The sequence below is a fragment of the Actinomycetes bacterium genome, from assembly GCA_036000965.1.
Classification (GTDB): Bacteria; Actinomycetota; CALGFH01; order CALGFH01; family CALGFH01; genus DASYUT01.
This window is the reverse complement of record DASYUT010000112.1, coordinates 23,889-41,513: the sequence shown is the minus strand read 5'-3', so window position 1 is coordinate 41,513 and position 17,625 is coordinate 23,889. Positions and strand designations below refer to the sequence as shown.

Here is a 17,625-nt window from a genome sequence, read left to right as displayed (position 1 = left end):
TGACGCGCACCGGCTTGTCATCTCGCGTGTAGCCGGTTCGGAAGTGTTCGGCAACTGGGGTGCCTGCTGCGAGTGAGAGCCGCCGGCTCTCGCTGGGAGTGGGCATACGAGTAATGATTTCGTCAATGTCGTAGGTCTGTTCGTAGCCGGCTTCCTTGAGGATGTCTTCACGTGTGGTGTCTCGTTGCTCCGCTAGTTCTGTTCCTCGTACAATTCGCTCATCGAAATAGTCGTCAGAGATGATTGCTGGCTCGTTGTCGATGTAACGCACTCGGCGCCGGACAACGCATAGATCTTTGTCAGGGTCAAGGCCGAGCTTTGCTGCGATCGTAGCCGGTGGGTAGATCGTCTCGACTGTGAGTTCTTGTCGAGTCGGATCATGACCCTGCTTCTCGATGTCTGCTTCCCATGCGTCCGATGACATGAGTCCGGTGTTCTCCGGTAATTCAAACTCTGATAGTCGCCAGTACAGGCGGTTGCGGCTACGTACGATGCGTCCTCGTCGCGGCCGTACGGCGACGAGGCCTTCTTGCTCAAGAATCTGTAGTGCCCCTCGGGCGGTTTGTCGGCTGACGCCGTGTTGGCGTGCCAGTTCGGGTTCGGATGGCAGTAGTGCACCAGGGCCTAGGGTTCCGTTCTCGATCTGCTGGCGTAGCTCGTTGGCGATCCTGCGCGTGATGGGTTCCTCGGTCATATGGCCTCGTCACATGCTCTTGAAGGTCAAGCTTGACAGACAAGCTTGTCTACTCTACGTTAACAGTGTAGTTCCCCGGAGGGGGAGTCGCTAGACGAGAGGAGGCACCAGGCCACCTCCACAACTGCATAGCGGGCGCGCGGGCGCGGCACCACTGACCAGACCACCACGACGACACCGCACCTTCCCAACTCCACAGCGAGCAGGCGGCACCCATCCCGACGGAGGGCGGGCAAGGGGTCAGCAAGGCGAGCCGAGCGCGCGCGGACCGAGACCGCCACCACCCAGCCTCCCATGCGGGGCTGGTGACGCATGCCTAAAAGGAGGCACCGATGGGCTGGCTGAGCAGCCTGCTGGGCTGCGGCGGCGACGCCGCCGACTGGAACAGCGGCTATGACGACGGCTACAGCGACGGGATCACCGGCAACGACTACGGCGCCCCGGCCACCCAGAACCCGCAGGGCTGGGGCGGCTACGCCTGGGGCTACGGCGAAGGCCAGCAGGCCAACCGCTGGTAGGACCCCCAAGGAGGGAAAAGCAATGCGACTGGTCATCGACACCACCGGCATGAGCTTCACGGTCGGCTCCGACTTCGAGCCGGTGCTGGACTTCGAGTCCAAGCAGCCCAAGCGGGACCGGGACACCGGCCTGCCGCTGGCCCAGGTCCAGCTGATCTGCTTCTACACCGACCAGGCCGGCCGGCCCCGGTCGGAGATCGTCACCGTCAAGCTGACCGACCCCCGCCCGGTCCCGCCCGGGACCCCGGTGCGGGTGGTCGAGCTGGTCGCCAACCCGTGGGCCAACAACGGCCGCAGCGGGGTGGCGTTCCGCGCGGGCGCGGTCGAGCCGATCGCCGACCGCAAGGCGAGCTGACCCCATCCCCAGGACCTGTGGGGGGCCGTGGCGTCGTGACCGCCCGGCCCCCTATCCCGTGCACGACAAGGAGTGAGTTGATGGACCGGATCATCCTGCGGGTCTGCCAGCGCTGCGGGCGCCATTGGGAAGGACCCGAGCCGAGCTGCTGTGGCCTGCCGCCGATCACCTTCGAGCAGTCGTATGAGGACGTCACCCGAGCCCAGGCATGGGTGTACCTGCTCGGTCTGCTCGGCTTGACGGACCCGGCGTGACCCGCCGGGCAACTGAGTGGGGGCCGTGGCGTCGTGAGCGCCCGGCCCCCTGTCGCATCCCCGAAGGAGTCCCGAAGATGCAGTGGCATCCTACCGATCCCGCCCGCACCTACCGGGCCGGCCCACCGATGTGGGAGCACGCCCCGGTCACCACCCGCCCCGTCCCCCGGGTCCGCACCGGCACGCTGGTGTGGCTCACCGTGGTCCGGCCGGCGTGGGCGTACCGGGTCGAGCTGGCCGCCGTCGCCCTGCTCGCCGTCCTGTACGTGGGGCTCTCGCCCCGGGTGGGCGGGCACCGCCAGGCCGGCGCGCTCATCCTGGCCGGCGCCCTGGCCCTGGTGCTCATCCCGCCGGTCCGGTGCCGGCTCGCCGGGGTGCTGCACCGCTCGCACCTGCGGCGGCGCTGGACGCTGGCGTGCCGCCACGCCGAGCTGGCCACCCCAAACGACCGCGTCCCCAGGGTCGCGCGGGCCAGGGTGGTCCCCGCCGGGGACCTGCTCTCGGTGCGCATGCCCGCCGGGCAGGCCGTGGAGGCGTTGGAGAAGGCCGCCGAGCCGGTCGCCGGGTTCCTGGAAGCCCGCGAGCTGCGCGTCACCCGCGAGCCCGCGAACGCCCGCTACGCCCGCGTCGTGGTGGTGCGCCGCGACCCCCTGGCCGACCTGCCTGGGCTGGCGTGGCCGCATCTGGCCGCGCCGTGGCTGTCGCTGTGGGCGCCGGTCCCGGTCGGCGTCGACGAGGACGGGGGGCCGGTGCTGGTCTCGCTGATCGAGCACAACGTGCTCATCGGCGGCGAGCCGGGCTCGGGCAAGAGCGTGGGCCAGTCGATGCTGACCGCCACCGCGGCGCTGGACCCGCTGTGCGAGCTGACCCTGCTGGACGGCAAGTACGTCGAGCTGGCCCCCTGGGTCGGCTGTGCCGCGCGCACCGTCGGCCCCAGCCAAGACGAGGCCATCGACGTGCTCCGCGACCTGGTGACCGAGATGGACGCGCGCTACCTGGCGCTGGTCGCCAACCGGCAGCGGAAGATCCGCCGCGCCGATGGCTGGCCGCTCAAGGTCGTCGTCTGCGACGAGCTGGCGTTCTACCTCAACAGTGGCAACCGGACCGGCGACAAGGAGGCCGGCAACCTGTTCCGCGACCTCGTCTCCCGGGGCCGGGCCGCCGGGGTGATCGTCCTGGCGGCCACGCAGAAGCCGTCCGGCGACACCATCCCGACCTACCTGCGGGACCTGTTCGCGTTCCGCTGGGCGTTCCGCTGCACCACCCCGCAGATGAGTGACACCATCCTCGGGCAAGGCTGGTCGACCGCCGGGTTCACCGCCGCCTCGATCGACGCGGCTCACCGGGGCATCGGGTTCCTGCTCCACGAGGGCGGCAGCCCGGTCCGCCTGCGCACCTGCTACCTGACCGATGACGACCTGGGCCAGCTCGCCCGCCGGGCCGAGCTGCTGCGCACCGCCCACGCCGACACGGCCATGCTCCCGCCACCCGGTGCGCGGGGTGTGGGGGAGGGGGCGGCGTGAAGCTGATCCGCGACCAGGTGCCCGCGATCATGGCCGCGACCGGCCAGCGGTGCGCCTACCACCTGGCCGTCCCGGACGAGTACGCCGCCTGGCTGCGCGCCAAGCTCCTCGAGGAAGCCCACGAGGCGGCCACGGCGGCTACCGGCGCCGAGCTGCTCGAGGAGCTGGGCGACGTGCTCCAAGTGCTGTACGCGCTGGCGGTCCAGGCCGGCTACGGCGCGGCCGAGGTCGAGTGCGCCCGCGCCCGCAAGGCGGTCGTGCGGGGCGGCTTCGCCCGAGGAGTCGTCTGGCACGGCCCTGCGCTGTCGGAGGCCGGCCCGTGATCGCCGCCGCGCTGGCCGCCGCGCTGGGGCTGTGGCTGGCCGGCAACCGCATGCGGGCCGGCTGGCTGCTGGCCGCGCTCGCCTATGGGCTGTGGCTGGCCGCCGCGCTCGCCACCGGCCAACCCGGCACCGCGGTGGCAGTGCTGGCCTGCGGCGCGGTCTGCGTGCGCAACGCCCGCGCTGGCCGGCGTCGCCGGGCTCGCCGTCCGCGGCGCCGCCGTCAGGTGGCGGGCTGGCCGGCACCACGAGGAGGGCCACGATGGCCGACCTGACCACCCCAGACACGACCTCGACCGAGGGCATCCAGGTCGAGCTGACCCCCAACGGCCTGTGGATCGAGCGGGCCTCGCCAGCCACGGCCGGCTGGGACACCTACTTCATCCCCGCCGCCGAGCTGCACCGCCAGCTCGACGAGCACGACCGCTGAATCCATCTACTACCCCGAGGGGAGCTGGCGCCCTGGCCGGCTCCCCTCTTCGCGTCCACCGGAGGGAGGTCGACCGTGGCCCCACCGTCCTTCGCCGCCGTCGACCACCTGGCGGCCACCACCGACCCGGCGACGTTCACCCCGGGCTTCTGCGTCCGGCCGGTCCGCCTGGCCGGCACCATCGAGCACGTCGACCGGCGCACCGGCGAGGCCCGCCAGGCGTACTCCACCGACGAGGAGCCGGGCGGGGTGCTCCTCAAGGCCTGTGGGAACCGGCGCGCGAGCCGCTGCCCGGCGTGCGCCAAGACCTACGCCGGCGACGCCCGCCAGCTCATCACCGCGGGCCTGCGCGGCGGCAAGGGCATCCCCGAGACCGTGACCAGGCATCCGCGGCTGTTCGCCACCTTCACCGCGCCCGGCTTCGGCCCGGTCCATACCCGCCGGAGCCAGCACGGCAACCCGCTGCCCTGCCACCCGCGCGACCCCAACAAGCGCTGCCCGCACGGCCGCCGGGAGGCGTGCTGGCACCGCCACCCCGAGACCGAGACGCGCACCCTGGGGCAGCCGCTGTGCGCCGACTGTTTTGACTACCAGGGGCTGGCGCTGTGGAACGCGGTCGCGCCCGAGCTGTGGCGGCGCACCATGGGTGTCTACGTCTACCGCGCGCTCGCGCACCTGCTCGGCTGGCCCGAGGCCGAGGTCAGACGTACCGTGCGGGTGCGCTACACCAAGGTTGCCGAGTACCAGGCCCGCGGCGCGGTCCACTTCCACGCCGTCATCCGCCTCGACGCCACCCCACCCGCCGACGACCCGGAGCGGGTCACGCCGCCGCCGGTGCCGTTCACCGCCAAGCTGCTGGCCGCCGCGGTCCGGCTGGCGGCGCTCGGCTGCGGGGACTTTCACCCGGCCGCCGTGCCCTACCCGCCGGTGGCGGAGGGGCCGGCCCGGCTCGCCGGCTGGGGGACCCAGCTCGACGTGCGCGCCATCACCGGCGGCGACCCCGGGGACCTGTCGGCCGAGGCGGTCGCCAACTACCTCGCCAAGTACGCCACCAAGGCCACCGAGGCGTTCGCCGGCCTGGACCGCCGCATCCGCAAGGCCGAGGAGCTGGACCACCTCAGGGTCGGCGCGCACCTGGCCCGGCTGGTCCGCACCTGCTGGGACCTCGGCGCCCATCCCGCCCTGGCGGGCCTGCGGCTGCGGCAGTGGGCGCACGCGCTGGGGTTCCGGGGCCACTGGTCGACCAAGAGCCGCCGCTACTCCACCACGTTCACCGCGCTGCGCCGCGCCCGGGCCGCCTGGGCGGTCCGCCGGCGCCTGCGGGGTGGCGAACCCCTGGACGTCTGGGGCCGGCGTGCTGCCGACCAGGACGCCGCCGTGGTGCTTGGCACCTGGACCTACAAGGGCTCGGGCTACTCGACCATCGGGGACGCCTGGCTGGCCGAAGCTGCCGCCGCGCGTGCCCGTGACCACGAATCGACCGCCCGCGCTCGGCGGGCTGCTGCCTGAGAGAGGGGGTGCCGCCGCGATGGCCCACATCGACCGCCGCAACCGCAACGGCACCACCCGCTACGTCGCCCGCTACATCGACCCCACCGGTCGGGAGCGCTCCAAGAGCTTTACCCGCCGCAAGGACGCCGAGGCGTTCCTCACCGAGCAGGAGGCCGCCAAGCTCAAAGGCGCCTGGGTCGACCCCAGGCACGGCCGGACGCTGTTCGCCGACTGGCATGCCGAATGGTGGGGGAGCGTGGTTAACCTGCGCCCCAAGACTCGCATTCGGGATGAGATGGCGTTCCGCGTCTACGTGCTCCCGCGCTTCGGGGCGATGCCGCTGGACGCGATCAGCCAACGCGAGGTCCGCGCCTGGGTCGCCTGGCTGACCGGCCGGCGCCTGGCCCCGGCCACGGTGCAGAAGGCGTACCAGCTCTTCGCCAAGGTCATGACGGCCGCCGTCGACAGCGGCATGCTGACGCAGACGCCCTGCCGGGGCGTGGCCCTGCCGAGGGTCGAGCGCGAGGAGATGCGGTTCCTCAACCCGGCTGAGGTCGCTTGTATCGCAGACGCGATCCGTCCTGGCTACCGCGCCCTGGTCCTTGTCGGCGCTTACGGAGGCCTGCGCATCGGGGAGCTGGCCGGCCTGCGCCGCAGTCGCGTCGACCTCGTGCGCGGCACGGTCGACGTGGCCGAGATCCTGGTTGAGCTTGAGGGCAGGTTGCTGTTCGGGCTGCCCAAGACGCGCGCGAGCCGCCGCAAGGTTGGCTTGCCGCAACGGGTTGTCAACGAGCTGGCGATCCACCTGCGAGCACCGGGCCGGCCGACTGATCCGGTGTTCAGGGCGCCGAGCGGGGGACCGCTGCGCGTGACCGGGTTCCGCGCTCGCATCTGGCGCCCGGCGACGATCGCGGCTGGCCTGGATGGGCTCCGCATCCACGACCTTCGCCACACGGCAGTTGCCCTGTGGATCGCTGCCGGCGCCTCCCCCAAGGAGGTCGCCGTCCGGGCCGGGCACACCTCGACCGCGTTCGTGCTCGACCGCTACGGCCACCTGTTCCCCGAGTCGGACGCTGCCCTGCGCGACCGCCTGGACGAGCTGTTCGTCTCCTAGACGGAACAACGACGGAACACGACCGGCCCCAGGCGCGAGCAGGGCGCCGGAACCGTCTGGCTCCGTGCGCCCTGACCTGCGGGTTTGCCTCGGTGGAGGTGAGGGGATTTGAACCCCTGGCTTCCTCCGTGCGAGGGAGGCGCTCTGCCGGGCTGAGCTACACCCCCGTGGCAAGCGCCAGGATGGTACCAGACCGTGCCGGCTCGCTCCGGGTGATTCGGTCCCCGGCGGTGGGCCCGGGCAGGCGGTCGGAGTCGGGGGGCCGGCGCGCGCTAGCCGGGCAGACGGCCCTGGACGACGGCGACTCCAAGGATGGTAACCCGGCGACTCCAAGGATGGTAACCCGGCCCTCCACCAGGTCGATGCCCGAATTCTTCAATACTTACGTTGACAAAAGAGCGAGGGCGGGCGCACCATGCGCCCCAGCGAAGCTGACCAACGGAGGTTCGCGATGCCCGCATCTCCAACCGGCCGCCTGGCCGGCACGACCGCTCTGGTCACGGGCGCATCCCAGGGGCTCGGGCGTGCCATCGCGCTCGCGTTCGCCCGCGAGGGAGCCGACCTGCTGCTCGTCGCCCGCCGCTCCGAGCCGCTCGAAGCGGTCCGGGCCGAGGTCGAGGCGCTCGGCGCCCAGGCGGTGGCCGTCCCGGCCGACGTCGGCGTCCCAGCCGACGTCGAGCGGGTAGCCGCGACCGCCCTGGCGACGTTCGGGCGGGTCGACGTGCTCGTCAACAACGCATCCGAGCTTGGCCCGACGCCGATGCCCTACCTGATCGACACCGACCCGGCCGCGCTCGACCGCGTCCTCGCCGTCAACGTGACCGGGCCGTTCCTGCTCACCCGGGCCCTGCTCGGACCGATGCTGGCCGCCGGGTGGGGGAGCGTGGTCAACGTCTCCAGCGACGCCGGCGTGGTCGGCTACGCGGGCTGGGGCGCCTACGGGCTCTCCAAGGCCGCCCTCGACCAGCTCACCCGCATCTGGGCCAGCGAGCTGGACGGCACCGGCGTCCGGGTCAACTCGGTCGACCCCGGGGACATGGCTACCGACATGCACGCGGCCGCCCTGCCCGACGACGATCCAGCCGACCTGGCCCGGCCCGAGGACCGTACCGAGGTCTTCGTCCACCTGGCGAGCTCCGAGTCGGCGACGGTGAACGGCGAGCGGCTCGAGGCAGCCTCGTTCGTCCCCACCGCCGGGGCGCGGTGACGGGGTGAGCGACCGGGTCCCGGCCGGACCGGAGGAGCGACACGGCCCGGCCCGGGCCGCGGCGGGCGGGATGCAGGGGTAGATCGTGCGGAGCGACGTCAGGTTCACCCTTCCGCCGGAGCTGGAGGCTCCGGCGCCCCCGGAGGCGCGCGGGCTGCGTCGCGACCGGGTCCGCCTGCTCGTGGTCGACCGGGCGACCGGGGCGGTCGGGCACCACCGGTTCGACGAGCTGCCGTGGCTGCTCGACCCGGGCGACCTGCTGGTGGTGAACGACTCCCGGACCCTGCCCGCGAGCCTGCTCGGCCGCACCCGGTCCGGGACCCCGGTCGAGGTCCGTCTCGCCGCGCGGGACGGGGACCGCTGGGCCGCGCTCCCGCTGGGGGTGCCGGCCGACGGCAGCGATCCGGCGCTGGTGGCGACCGACGCGCGGCCGTTCCTGCCGCCCCTGGCAGCCGGCGAGCGGCTCCGGTTCGGCCCCCGTCTCGCAGCCACCGTCCTCGGTCGCCACGAGGAGGCGCGGCCGCTGGTCTGGCTTCGCTTCGACGCGAGCGGCCCGGCGCTGCTGGACGCCCTGCACCGGGCCGGCCGACCCGTCCGCTACGCCTACGTGCCCCAGCCCTGGGGCCTCCACCACTACCAGACGCTGTTCGCGGCCGCCCCCGGGTCGGTCGAGATGGCCAGCGCGGCACGGCCGTTCACCGTGCAGACCCTGCAGGACCTGCGCCGCCGGGGCATCGGGCTGGTCTCGGTCAGCCTGCACGCCGGGCTGTCCACCTACGGCGACCGGGCCGTCGACCGCGACTTCGTACCGGCCGAGCAGTACCGGGTGCCGCCGTCCGCCGCGCGGGCGGTCAACCGCTGCCGTGCCCTGGACGGCCGGGTGATGGCAGTCGGCACCACCGTGGTCCGGGCCCTTGAGACGGCCGCCTTCGACGGGGAGGTGGCCGCCTCCTCCGGGGTGACCCGGCTGCGGATCACCCCCGGGCGCCGCCTCGAGGTCGTCGACGGCCTGCTGACCGGGTTCCACGAGCCCGAGGCGAGCCACCTCGACATGCTCGGCGCCTTCGTGGCGCCCGACACGCTCCGGGCCGCCTATGACACCGCCCTGCGGTCCGGCTACCTCTGGCACGAGTTCGGCGACGTCTGCCTGCTGCGCCCGGCCCGGCGCGCTTGAGCCAGGCCGTGGTCCGGGACCCCCGCCCGGTACACCCCGTACGCCTGGAAGTGGTCGCTGCCCGCACGCCGAGTGTGCCTGGTACGCCTGGCGGCGGTCGCTGCCCGCACGGCGAGTGTGGCCGGTACGCCCGGCAGTGGTCGCCGCTCCGCACGGCGAGTGTGCCCGGTACGCCGGCAGTGGTCGCTGCCCCGTACGCCGGGTACGGTGGTGGTTCTCCTCCGCACGCCGGGTGCGGTGGTGGTTCTCCTCCGCACGCCGGGTACGGTGGTGGTTCTGCCCCGCGGGGAGTGCGCCGGGCGCGCGGGACGCGGGACGGGGGCGCCAATGACGGAGAAGGCGGGACGGCTGGTCGTGTGCGGCACGCCGATCGGCAACCTGGGCGACGCGTCACCCAGGCTGGCCAGGGCGCTCGCCGACGCCGACCTGGTCGCCTGCGAGGACACCAGGCAGACCGGCAAGCTCCTGGCCCACCTGGGCGTGAAGGCGCGCATGGTGAGCTACCACGAGGCGAACGAGCGCGACCGGGCCGTCGAGCTGGCCGGCGAGATCGCCGCTGGCAAGCGGGTCGCCCTGGTCAGCGACGCCGGCATGCCGGGCGTCTCCGACCCCGGCCACGACCTGATCGGCGCCTGCCTGGACCGCGGCCTTCCGGTCGAGGTGATCCCGGGTCCGAGCGCGGTCCTGGCCGCGCTCGTGCTCAGCGGGCTGCCCACCGACCGCTTCTGCTTCGAGGGCTTCCTGCCCCGCAAGCCCGGGCCGCGCGACCGGCGCCTCGCCGAGCTGGCCGGCGAGCGTCGCACGATGGTGTTCTTCGAGGCCCCGCACCGCGTCCTGGCCACCCTGGCCGCGATGGCAGCGGTGTTCGGCCCCGACCGCCCGGCGGCGGTCACCAGGGAGTTGACCAAGCTCCACGAGGAGGCGCTGCGCGGCCCGCTTGCGGAGGTGCGCGACCGGCTCGAGGCCCAGGGTCCCCGCGGCGAGCTGACCATCGTGGTCGGGGGCGCTCCCGACCACGACCTACGGGCCGTCGACCTCGCTGCCGAGGTGGCCCGGCTGGTCGAGGCGGGCGCGACCACCAGGGACGCGATCAGCGAGGTGGCCAGCGCCGCCGGAGCCCCGCGCCGCTCGGTCTACCAGGCGGTCCTCGACGCCCGGGCCGGTTCGGCCGGTCCGCGCCGGTAGCGGCGATCCTGCCCCTGGGGAACCTGCTGGCACCTGGCGGCCGGGGCAGGTAGCCTCCTGCCCATATGGCGGGGACCGGGCGGTCGTCGTCGTCGCGGCGAACGTCGCCCACCGGCGCCTATCCGCCTGCCGCCGCCCATGTGTCGCCTGTCCAAGGAGCACGCTGGCCTGCCCATCCGAAGAGATCCGGGTCCTGGAGTCGCCGTGAAGGACACCTTCTATATCACCACCCCGATCTACTACATCAACGACGAGCCCCACATCGGGCACGCCTACACCACCGTGGCCGCCGACGTGCTGGCCCGCTGGCGGCGCGCCCACGGGGAGCAGGTGTTCTTCCTCACCGGCACCGACGAGCACGGCCAGAAGGTGGCCAGGGCCGCCGAGGCCCGGGGCCTCGACCCACAGACCTGGACCGACCAGATCGTGGAGCGCTGGAAGAGGGCCTGGGCCGACCTGGACATCTCCTACGACGACTTCATCCGCACCACCGAGGAGCGCCACGCCGTGCCCGTCCAGCACCTGTGGCAGCAGCTGTACGACCAGGGCGACGTCTACCTCGACAGCTACGAGGGGCTGTACTGCGTGGCCTGCGAGCAGTTCTACACCCAGGAGGAGCTGGTCGACGGCAAGTGCCCCATCCACGGGCGCCCGGTCGAGCTGGTCCGCGAGGAGAACTACTTCTTCCGCCTCTCCAAGTACGCCGACCACCTGCTCGCCCTGTACCGCGAGCGGCCCGACTTCGTCCGCCCGGAGGCCCGGCTGCACGAGGTCCGCTCCTTCGTCGAGCAGGGGCTGCAGGACCTGTCGATCTCGCGCTCGAGCTTCGACTGGGGCGTCCCGGTCCCCTGGGACCCCAGGCACGTCATCTACGTGTGGATCGACGCGCTGCAGAACTACATCACCGCGGCCGGCTGGGACGCCGACCTCGAGCGCTTCGAGCGGATCTGGCCAGCCGACTACCATTTCGTCGGCAAGGACATCCTCCGCTTCCACGCGGTCATCTGGCCGGCCATCCTGATCGCAGCGGGCCTGCCGGTCCCCCGGACCGTCCAGGCCCACGGCTGGCTGCTGGTCGGCGGCGAGAAGATGAGCAAGACCAAGCTGACCGGCATCGCCCCCCAGGACCTGGTCGGCCCGTTCGGATCCGATGCGTTCCGCTACTTCTTCCAGCGCGAGGTGGCGTTCGGCCAGGACGGCAACTTCTCCTGGGAGGCGATGGTCGAGCGCTACAACGCCGACCTCGCCAACGGCCTCGGCAACCTGGCCAGCCGGGTGACGGCGATGGTCGAGCGCTACCGGGACGGCGTCCTGCCCGGCCCGGGCCCGGCCGGCGAGGCCGAGGTGGCGGTGCAGGAGGCGGCGGAGCGCGCCTACGCCGACGCCAGGGCGGCGCTGGACGGCGACCTGGCCTACGAGAAGGCCCTGGCCGGGATCTGGCGGCTGGTCGGTGTCGCCAACGGCTACCTGTCGGAGCGCAGGCCGTGGGACCTGGCCAAGCAGGGCGACGACCTCGCCCTGGACACGGTCCTGTACACCGCGGCCGAGTCGCTCCGGATCATCGCCCTCCTGACCTCGCCCTGGCTGACCAGGACGGCGCCCGCCATCTGGACCGCGGTCGGGGCGCCCGGCGAGCTGGCCGACGCGCGGCTGCCCGAGGCGCTCACCTGGGGCGGCCTGCCCAGGGCGGCTCGGGTGAAGCGGGTCGCCGCCCTGTTCCCCCGGCTCGACGCCGAGGGCAGACCCGCTGGCGGGGCCTCCCCGGGACCCTCCGCAGCGGTGGGGTAGCCATGGCCCGGGGATCCGAGCCGGTCGAGATCGTGGAGTACGACCCGGCCTGGCCGGAGCAGTTCGCCGAGGAGCGGGACCGGATCGCCGCCGCCGTCGGCCCAGCAGCCCTGATCATCGAGCACATCGGCTCCACCGCGGTGGTCGGCATGCCAGCCAAGCCGATCATCGACATCATGGTCGGTGTGGCCGACATCGAGCGCTCCGGCCAGGCCGTCGCCGCCCTCATCGAGCTCGGCTACGACTACGCGCCCGAGTTCGAGAGCGACATCCCCGAGCGGCGCTACTTCTACAAGGGCATCCCGCACACCCACCACGTCCACATGGTGGAGCAGGCCAGCGACTTCTTCGGCCGGCACCTGGCGTTCCGCGACCACCTGCGCGCCCATCCGGAGGCGGCCGCGGAATACGCCCGGCTCAAGCGGGGGCTGGCGGCCCGGTTCCGGAACGACCGCGACGCCTACACCGAGGGCAAGCGGAGCTTCGTCGAAACGGTGGTGGAGGCGGCGCTGCACCCGCGAGCGGGCGACCGGAACCCGCCGTGACCTAGACTCCGCTCCTGCAACCCCGTCCGGCCGGGACGCCCCGGCACCCCCCGCGCACCTGGAAGACGCCATGGACTCGAGCCGCCACCCCGCCCGCCCACGCAGCACCGAGGTCACCGCCGGCCGGGACCGGGCTCCGGCCCGGTCGATGCTCCGCGCCGTCGGCTTCACCGACAGCGACTTCGACCGGCCCCAGGTCGGCGTCGCCTCGTCCTGGAACGAGGTGACGCCCTGCAACATCCACCTCGACAAGCTGGCCGACTCGGCCAAGTCCGGCGTGCGCCTGGCCGGCGCGGTGCCGCTCGAGTTCACCACCATCGCGGTCTCCGACGGCATCTCAATGGGCCACGAGGGCATGCGCGCGTCCTTGGTCAGCCGGGAGGTGATCGCCGACTCGGTGGAGCTGATGATGCACGCCGAGCGGCTGGACGGGATGGTCACGATCGCCGGGTGCGACAAGTCGCTGCCCGGCATGCTGATGGCCTGTGCCCGCCTGGACCTGCCTGCCGCATTCCTGTACGGCGGCACCATCCTGCCCGGCCACTTCAAGGGCCGCGACGTCACCATCCAGGACATGTTCGAGGCAGTCGGGGCCAACGCGGCCGGGACCCTGTCCGACGAGGACCTGGACGCCATGGAGCGGGTCGCCTGCCCGACGGCCGGGTCGTGCGCGGGCATGTACACCGCGAACACGATGTCGGCGGCGGCCGAGGCCATCGGCATGGCCCTGCCGGGCTCGGCCACCCCGCCCGCGGTGTCCGAGCGCCGGGCCGAGCTGGCCCGGCTCACCGGCGAGGCCGTGGTCCGGCTGCTCGAGCTCGACCTGCGGCCGCGCCAGATCATGACGCGCCAGGCCTTCCTGAACGCCGCCGCGGTGGTCATGGCCACCGCCGGGTCGACCAACGCGGTGCTCCACCTGCTCGCCATCGCCCACGAGGCCAGGGTCGAGCTGACCATGCACGACTTCGACACGGTGAGCCGCCGCACGCCCCACATCGTCTCCATGCGCCCGGGCGGCAGGTACGTCATGGCCGACCTGGACCGGGTCGGCGGCCTGCCGGCCGTCCTGCGCGAGCTGCTCGACGGCGGCTACGTCGACGGCGACGTCATGACGGTCACCGGCCGGACCCTGGCCGAGAACCTCGAGGGCGCCCCTGGGGTCGACGGCGAGGTGATCCGCCCGGCCGCCTCGCCGATCGCCGCCGAGGGCGGGCTCGCAGTGCTCCACGGCAGCCTGGCGCCCGCCGGCGGGCTGGTGAAGATCCCCGGCGTCGACAACCTGACCTTCGACGGGCGGGCCCGGGTCTTCGACTCGGAGGAGGACTGCTTCCGGGCCGTCACCGAGCGGCGGGTGGCCAAGGGCGAGGTCCTCGTCATCCGCTACGAGGGCCCGAAGGGCGGGCCGGGCATGCGCGAGATGCTGGCCGTCACCGCCGCGATCAAGGGCGCCGGGCTCGGCCGCGACGTGGCGCTGCTGACCGACGGGCGCTTCTCGGGCGCGACCTTCGGGGCCTGCGTCGGCCACGTGGCGCCCGAGGCGTGGGACGGCGGGCCGATCGCGCTGGTCGAGGAGGGCGACCGTATCGTCCTCGACGTGCCCGCACGCCGGCTCGACCTCGTGGTCGACGAGGCCGAGCTGGAGCGGCGGCGTGCCGCCTGGAAGCGGCCGGCGCCCCGCTACCAGAGCGGCGCCCTGGCCAAGTACGCCAAGCTGGTGGGCGGCGCCGAGCGGGGCGCCGTCTGCGGGTAGCCGCCAGCCGCTCGGGTGACGGCGCCGGGCCGAGCGGCGCCGAGCGGGCGCTGTCTGGGGTGGCGCGCCGGCTCCGCCGGCGGTGCCGCCGAAGCGGGGCGGACGCGCCCAGCGGGGTGACGCGCCCAGCGGGGTGGAGCGCCCCAGCGGGCGCCGTCTCGCCGTCTGTGGATGGAGCGCCGGAGGGTCAGGGCTTGTCAGCGTCGTGGTCCTGGGGGGGCCACCGGCCAGCCACGCAGGGTCGGCACGACCGGGTCGCCGAGCGACAGGAACGCGCGGCGCCTGCCGCGCCGCGCTGGAGGCGCTTGATCGCCCTGGTGAGTCGCGTGCGCATGGGAACCTTCCTTCGTCTCGGGCGGGCTGCTCGTTCCCGTTTCTTGCTCCCTTCGACAGTAGGCCGAGGACGAAGGCTGCGAAATCGGCTGGCCGGCCGGGATTGACGGGCTCGTGTCAGCGGGGAACCCGCCGTTCGGCTGGGCGCGACCCCACTTCCTGGCCGCGTGCGCTCCGCTCGGCGGGGAGGCGGACCGCCAGCTCGGCGCGTGAGCGAATGAGGATGAACGGGAGCGCGTGCTCGTCACCACGATCCACGGCGTCTCGGTACAGCGCCCCGAACTCGGCGAGCTCGAGCGCGGTGCGGGCGTGAGCCTCGGCGGCGGCAAGGCCGCGCGTCGAGTGCAGGCACCACGCCAGGCCCTCCTCGATCTCGATGCGAAGCGCGACGTCGTCCGCGACCAGTGGGTGGGTGAAGCGGATCTGCTCGCCGTCGAGCTCCACCACAGCGGTCTGCACAGCCGCTTCGACCGCCGCGCCCGCCCCGCGCCCGCCCATGGCCGCGTCGACGAGCGCCGCCGTGGGTCGCGACAGCGCCGCGGCGATCTGCGCGACCTCGCGGGCAGGAGGAGGAAGCAGCGCGAGGCGGTCGCAGACGAGCTCCTGAAGACTGGTCGGGATCGGCAGATCACCGGCCTGCTCGGGCGGGTCGCCGCGCTCGATGAGCGCGCTGCCGATCCCGAGGGCGAAGAGCGGGTTGCCGCCGGACGCGCGCTGGAGACGGACGAGCGTCCGCCTCGGGAGCGCGGTGCCAAGGCGGCTTGCGATCACGCGGTCGAGTGCGGCCACGTCCAGAGGGAGGTCGCCAAGCGCGGCATAGGCGAGCTGCGTCTCGCACCGGGTGGCGGGGGAGGGGCGGCTGGGCCAGGATGGGCGGCTGGACGCCGAGCGAGAGGACCCGTCCCCCCGTGCTGGTCGACACCCACTGCCACCTCCACCTGCTCGAGGGGAGCGCGGACGAGCTGGTCCGGCAGGCCAGGACCGAGGGCGTCGGCCACGTCGTGGACGTCGGCGTCGACCTGGCCTCGAGCCGCGGGGCCGCGGCCAACGCGGCCCGGCTTCCGGACGTATCGGCCACCGCCGGCATCCACCCTCACGACGCCGTGCAGCTCACCCCGGAGGCCGTGACCGAGCTGCGCCGCCTGCTCGCCCGGCCCGAGGTCGTGGCGGTGGGCGAGACCGGCCTCGACTACTACCGCGACCACTCGCCCCGCGACGTGCAGCGGGCCGCCTTCGCCACCCACGTCCGCCTGGCGCGCGAGCTCGACCGGGCGCTCGTGGTCCACTGCCGGGAGGCGTTCGAGGACGTGCTCGCCATACTGGACGGCGAGGGCGCCCCCGAGCGGGTGGTGTTCCACTGCTTCACCGGCGACGACGCCATGGCCGGGCGGGTCGTGGACGCCGGCTACCTGGTCTCGTTCGCGGGCACGGTCACCTTCCGGAACGCCCCCGAGCAGCGGGCCGCGTGCGCGGTGGTGCCGCTCGGCCGGATGGTGCTCGAGACCGACAGCCCGTTCCTCAGCCCTCACCCGTACCGGGGCCGGCCCAACCGGCCCGGCCGGGTCGCGGTGACCGCCGAGACCGTGGCCGCCGTCCACGGCACCAGCGTGGACGAGGTGGCCCGGGCGACCACCGCGACCGCCGTGCGCGCCTTCCGGCTCCCCGCGCCGGTCGCCTGACCGGCTGGCTCGGTGCCGGCCGCGCGCTGCCCTGCCCCGCCACCGGGCCTGCCCGCCGGCAGCCCCGGGTCCGCTTCTGCCACACTCGGGGCGACATGGCAGCCGTAGACTCCAGCGGGCAGCCCGGCGCCGACCCCGGCGGGCAGCCCGGCGCCCACTCCGGCGGGCAGCCTGGCGCCGACCCCGGCGGGCAGCCTGGCGCCGACCCCGGCGGCGGCCCCGCGCCGGTCCGGCTGCTGACCCCGCCCCGGGTGGGCGAGCTGCTCGCCCGCCACGGCCTCCGGCCGGCCAAGTCGCTGGGGCAGAACTACCTGGCCGACCCGAACACCGCCCGCAAGGTGGTCCGGCTGGCCGGGGTCGAGCCGGGCGAGACCGTGCTCGAGGTCGGGCCCGGGCTCGGCAGCCTCACGCTCGCGCTGCGCGAGGCAGGGGCGGCAGTGGTCGCCGTGGAGGTCGACGGCCGCCTGCTGCCCGCCCTGACCGAGGTGCTGGGGGGCGACCCTGGGGTCGTCGTCGAGGTGGCCGATGCCCTGCGCGCCGACCTGGCCGCCCTCGCTCCCGGCGCCCGGCGGCTGGTGGCCAACCTGCCCTACAACATCGCCGCGCCCCTGGTGCTGCACGTGCTCGCCTCCTTCCCGCAGTTCGCCAGCATGACGGTGATGGTGCAGCGGGAGGTGGGGGAGCGGCTCGCCGCCAGGCCGGGCACGCCCGCCTACGCCGGGCCCAGCGCCAAGCTGGCCGCCCTGGCCGAGGCGCGGGTGCTGGCCCCGGTGAGCCGGCGCGTGTTCATCCCCGAGCCTCATGTCGACTCGGTCCTGGTCGGCATCCAGCGCCGGGACCACCCGGCGACCGAGGGCCTTCCCTGGCCGGCGCTCGCCCGCGTGATCGACGCCGCGTTCTCGCAGCGCCGCAAGACCTTGCGCAACTCGCTGCAGACCCTAGGGCTCGGTCCGGAAGCGGTCGCGGCGCTCGGGGCCCGCGCCGGGGTCGACCTCGCCCTGCGGGCCGAGCGGCTCGGCGTCGAGGAGTTCGCGGCACTGGCACGTACTCTCGCGGCACCGGCACGTACTCTCGCGGCACCGGCACGTACGCTGGAGGAGCCGGCCGGCGACCGTCCCGGCCGGCCTGATCGGCCGTGCGGGCCGGCCTGATCGGCCGTGCGAGCCGGTGCGGGAACGCCGTATCTGCGTCGAATGCGTGTTGATGCGCGCCAGACACGTCGTTACCATGCCCGGCCTGTCGGCCCGGCACCCGAGCCGCCCGAG

The 17,625-nt window shown here is 73.6% G+C and carries 19 protein-coding genes and 1 tRNA gene; 17 read left to right on the top strand and 3 right to left on the bottom strand.

Features of this window, described 5'->3' with window-relative positions:
• Positions 1-694: GntR family transcriptional regulator (locus tag VG276_09340; protein ID HEV8649592.1), on the bottom strand; the 694-nt coding region annotated here is incomplete at its 3' end.
• 332 nt (positions 695-1,026) lie between these two features.
• On the opposite strand from VG276_09340, the gene VG276_09335 reads away from it, so the two are divergent.
• The 9 genes from VG276_09335 to VG276_09295 all read left to right on the top strand — a co-directional run bounded on the left by VG276_09335 (position 1,027) and on the right by VG276_09295 (position 6,699).
• Positions 1,027-1,212, top strand: a complete 186-nt coding sequence (locus tag VG276_09335; protein HEV8649591.1) for a hypothetical protein — start codon at positions 1,027-1,029, stop codon at positions 1,210-1,212.
• A gap of 22 nt (positions 1,213-1,234) precedes the next feature.
• Positions 1,235-1,567 carry a hypothetical protein gene (locus tag VG276_09330; GenBank protein HEV8649590.1) on the top strand — a complete coding sequence of 111 codons (333 nt, stop codon included), beginning with the start codon at positions 1,235-1,237 and terminating at the stop codon, positions 1,565-1,567.
• Positions 1,568-1,647: 80 nt separating this feature from the next.
• A complete protein-coding gene (locus tag VG276_09325) occupies positions 1,648-1,821 on the top strand; it encodes a hypothetical protein (protein ID HEV8649589.1) in 174 nt (57 codons plus the stop codon).
• A gap of 77 nt (positions 1,822-1,898) precedes the next feature.
• Positions 1,899-3,344 carry an FtsK/SpoIIIE domain-containing protein gene (locus tag VG276_09320; GenBank protein HEV8649588.1) on the top strand — a complete coding sequence of 482 codons (1,446 nt, stop codon included), beginning with the start codon at positions 1,899-1,901 and terminating at the stop codon, positions 3,342-3,344.
• Complete coding sequence (locus tag VG276_09315) at positions 3,341-3,667, top strand: nucleoside triphosphate pyrophosphohydrolase (GenBank protein ID HEV8649587.1); 327 nt, start codon at positions 3,341-3,343, stop codon at positions 3,665-3,667. Before VG276_09320 ends, VG276_09315 begins: the two co-directional genes overlap by 4 nt.
• Positions 3,664-3,939 (top strand): hypothetical protein, encoded by a 276-nt coding sequence (locus VG276_09310; protein HEV8649586.1) that lies wholly within the window; start codon positions 3,664-3,666, stop codon positions 3,937-3,939. Before VG276_09315 ends, VG276_09310 begins: the two co-directional genes overlap by 4 nt.
• Positions 3,927-4,094 (top strand): hypothetical protein, encoded by a 168-nt coding sequence (locus VG276_09305; protein HEV8649585.1) that lies wholly within the window; start codon positions 3,927-3,929, stop codon positions 4,092-4,094. Before VG276_09310 ends, VG276_09305 begins: the two co-directional genes overlap by 13 nt.
• A 75-nt stretch (positions 4,095-4,169) precedes the next feature.
• Positions 4,170-5,603, top strand: a complete 1,434-nt coding sequence (locus VG276_09300; GenBank protein ID HEV8649584.1) for a replication initiator — start codon at positions 4,170-4,172, stop codon at positions 5,601-5,603.
• Positions 5,554-6,699, top strand: a complete 1,146-nt coding sequence (locus VG276_09295; GenBank protein ID HEV8649583.1) for a tyrosine-type recombinase/integrase — start codon at positions 5,554-5,556, stop codon at positions 6,697-6,699. Before VG276_09300 ends, VG276_09295 begins: the two co-directional genes overlap by 50 nt.
• Before the next feature lie 93 nt (positions 6,700-6,792).
• Here VG276_09295 and VG276_09290 read toward each other — a convergent pair.
• Positions 6,793-6,866, bottom strand: a tRNA-Ala gene (locus VG276_09290).
• Positions 6,867-7,150: 284 nt separating this feature from the next.
• On the opposite strand from VG276_09290, the gene VG276_09285 reads away from it, so the two are divergent.
• The 6 genes from VG276_09285 to ilvD all read left to right on the top strand — a co-directional run bounded on the left by VG276_09285 (position 7,151) and on the right by ilvD (position 14,348).
• Entirely contained in the window at positions 7,151-7,906 is a 756-nt protein-coding gene (locus VG276_09285) for an SDR family oxidoreductase (protein HEV8649582.1), read from the top strand.
• Between the two features lie 85 nt (positions 7,907-7,991).
• On the top strand, positions 7,992-9,080 hold the full coding sequence (locus VG276_09280; GenBank protein HEV8649581.1) for an S-adenosylmethionine:tRNA ribosyltransferase-isomerase: 1,089 nt from the start codon (positions 7,992-7,994) through the stop codon (positions 9,078-9,080).
• A gap of 327 nt (positions 9,081-9,407) precedes the next feature.
• Positions 9,408-10,265 carry a 16S rRNA (cytidine(1402)-2'-O)-methyltransferase gene (gene rsmI / locus VG276_09275; protein HEV8649580.1) on the top strand — a complete coding sequence of 286 codons (858 nt, stop codon included), beginning with the start codon at positions 9,408-9,410 and terminating at the stop codon, positions 10,263-10,265.
• Positions 10,266-10,403: 138 nt separating this feature from the next.
• Positions 10,404-12,053: a methionine--tRNA ligase gene (gene metG / locus VG276_09270; protein ID HEV8649579.1), complete on the top strand. Its 1,650-nt coding sequence runs from the start codon at positions 10,404-10,406 to the stop codon at positions 12,051-12,053.
• A 2-nt stretch (positions 12,054-12,055) separates the two neighbouring features.
• Complete coding sequence (locus VG276_09265) at positions 12,056-12,598, top strand: GrpB family protein (GenBank protein HEV8649578.1); 543 nt, start codon at positions 12,056-12,058, stop codon at positions 12,596-12,598.
• A 70-nt stretch (positions 12,599-12,668) separates the two neighbouring features.
• Positions 12,669-14,348: a dihydroxy-acid dehydratase gene (gene ilvD, locus VG276_09260; protein HEV8649577.1), complete on the top strand. Its 1,680-nt coding sequence runs from the start codon at positions 12,669-12,671 to the stop codon at positions 14,346-14,348.
• A gap of 450 nt (positions 14,349-14,798) precedes the next feature.
• Here the strand turns inward: ilvD and VG276_09255 are convergent, their stop codons facing one another.
• Positions 14,799-15,470, bottom strand: a complete 672-nt coding sequence (locus VG276_09255) for a hypothetical protein (protein HEV8649576.1) — start codon at positions 15,468-15,470, stop codon at positions 14,799-14,801.
• A gap of 119 nt (positions 15,471-15,589) precedes the next feature.
• Between VG276_09255 and VG276_09250 the strand changes: the two genes are divergently transcribed.
• Both VG276_09250 and rsmA read left to right on the top strand, forming a co-directional pair.
• The gene (locus VG276_09250) at positions 15,590-16,360 is read left to right on the top strand and encodes a TatD family hydrolase (GenBank protein HEV8649575.1); all 771 of its coding nucleotides are present in this window, start codon (positions 15,590-15,592) and stop codon (positions 16,358-16,360) included.
• A 95-nt stretch (positions 16,361-16,455) separates the two neighbouring features.
• Positions 16,456-17,511: a 16S rRNA (adenine(1518)-N(6)/adenine(1519)-N(6))-dimethyltransferase RsmA gene (gene rsmA / locus VG276_09245; protein ID HEV8649574.1), complete on the top strand. Its 1,056-nt coding sequence runs from the start codon at positions 16,456-16,458 to the stop codon at positions 17,509-17,511.
• Positions 17,512-17,625: the final 114 nt, after the last annotated feature.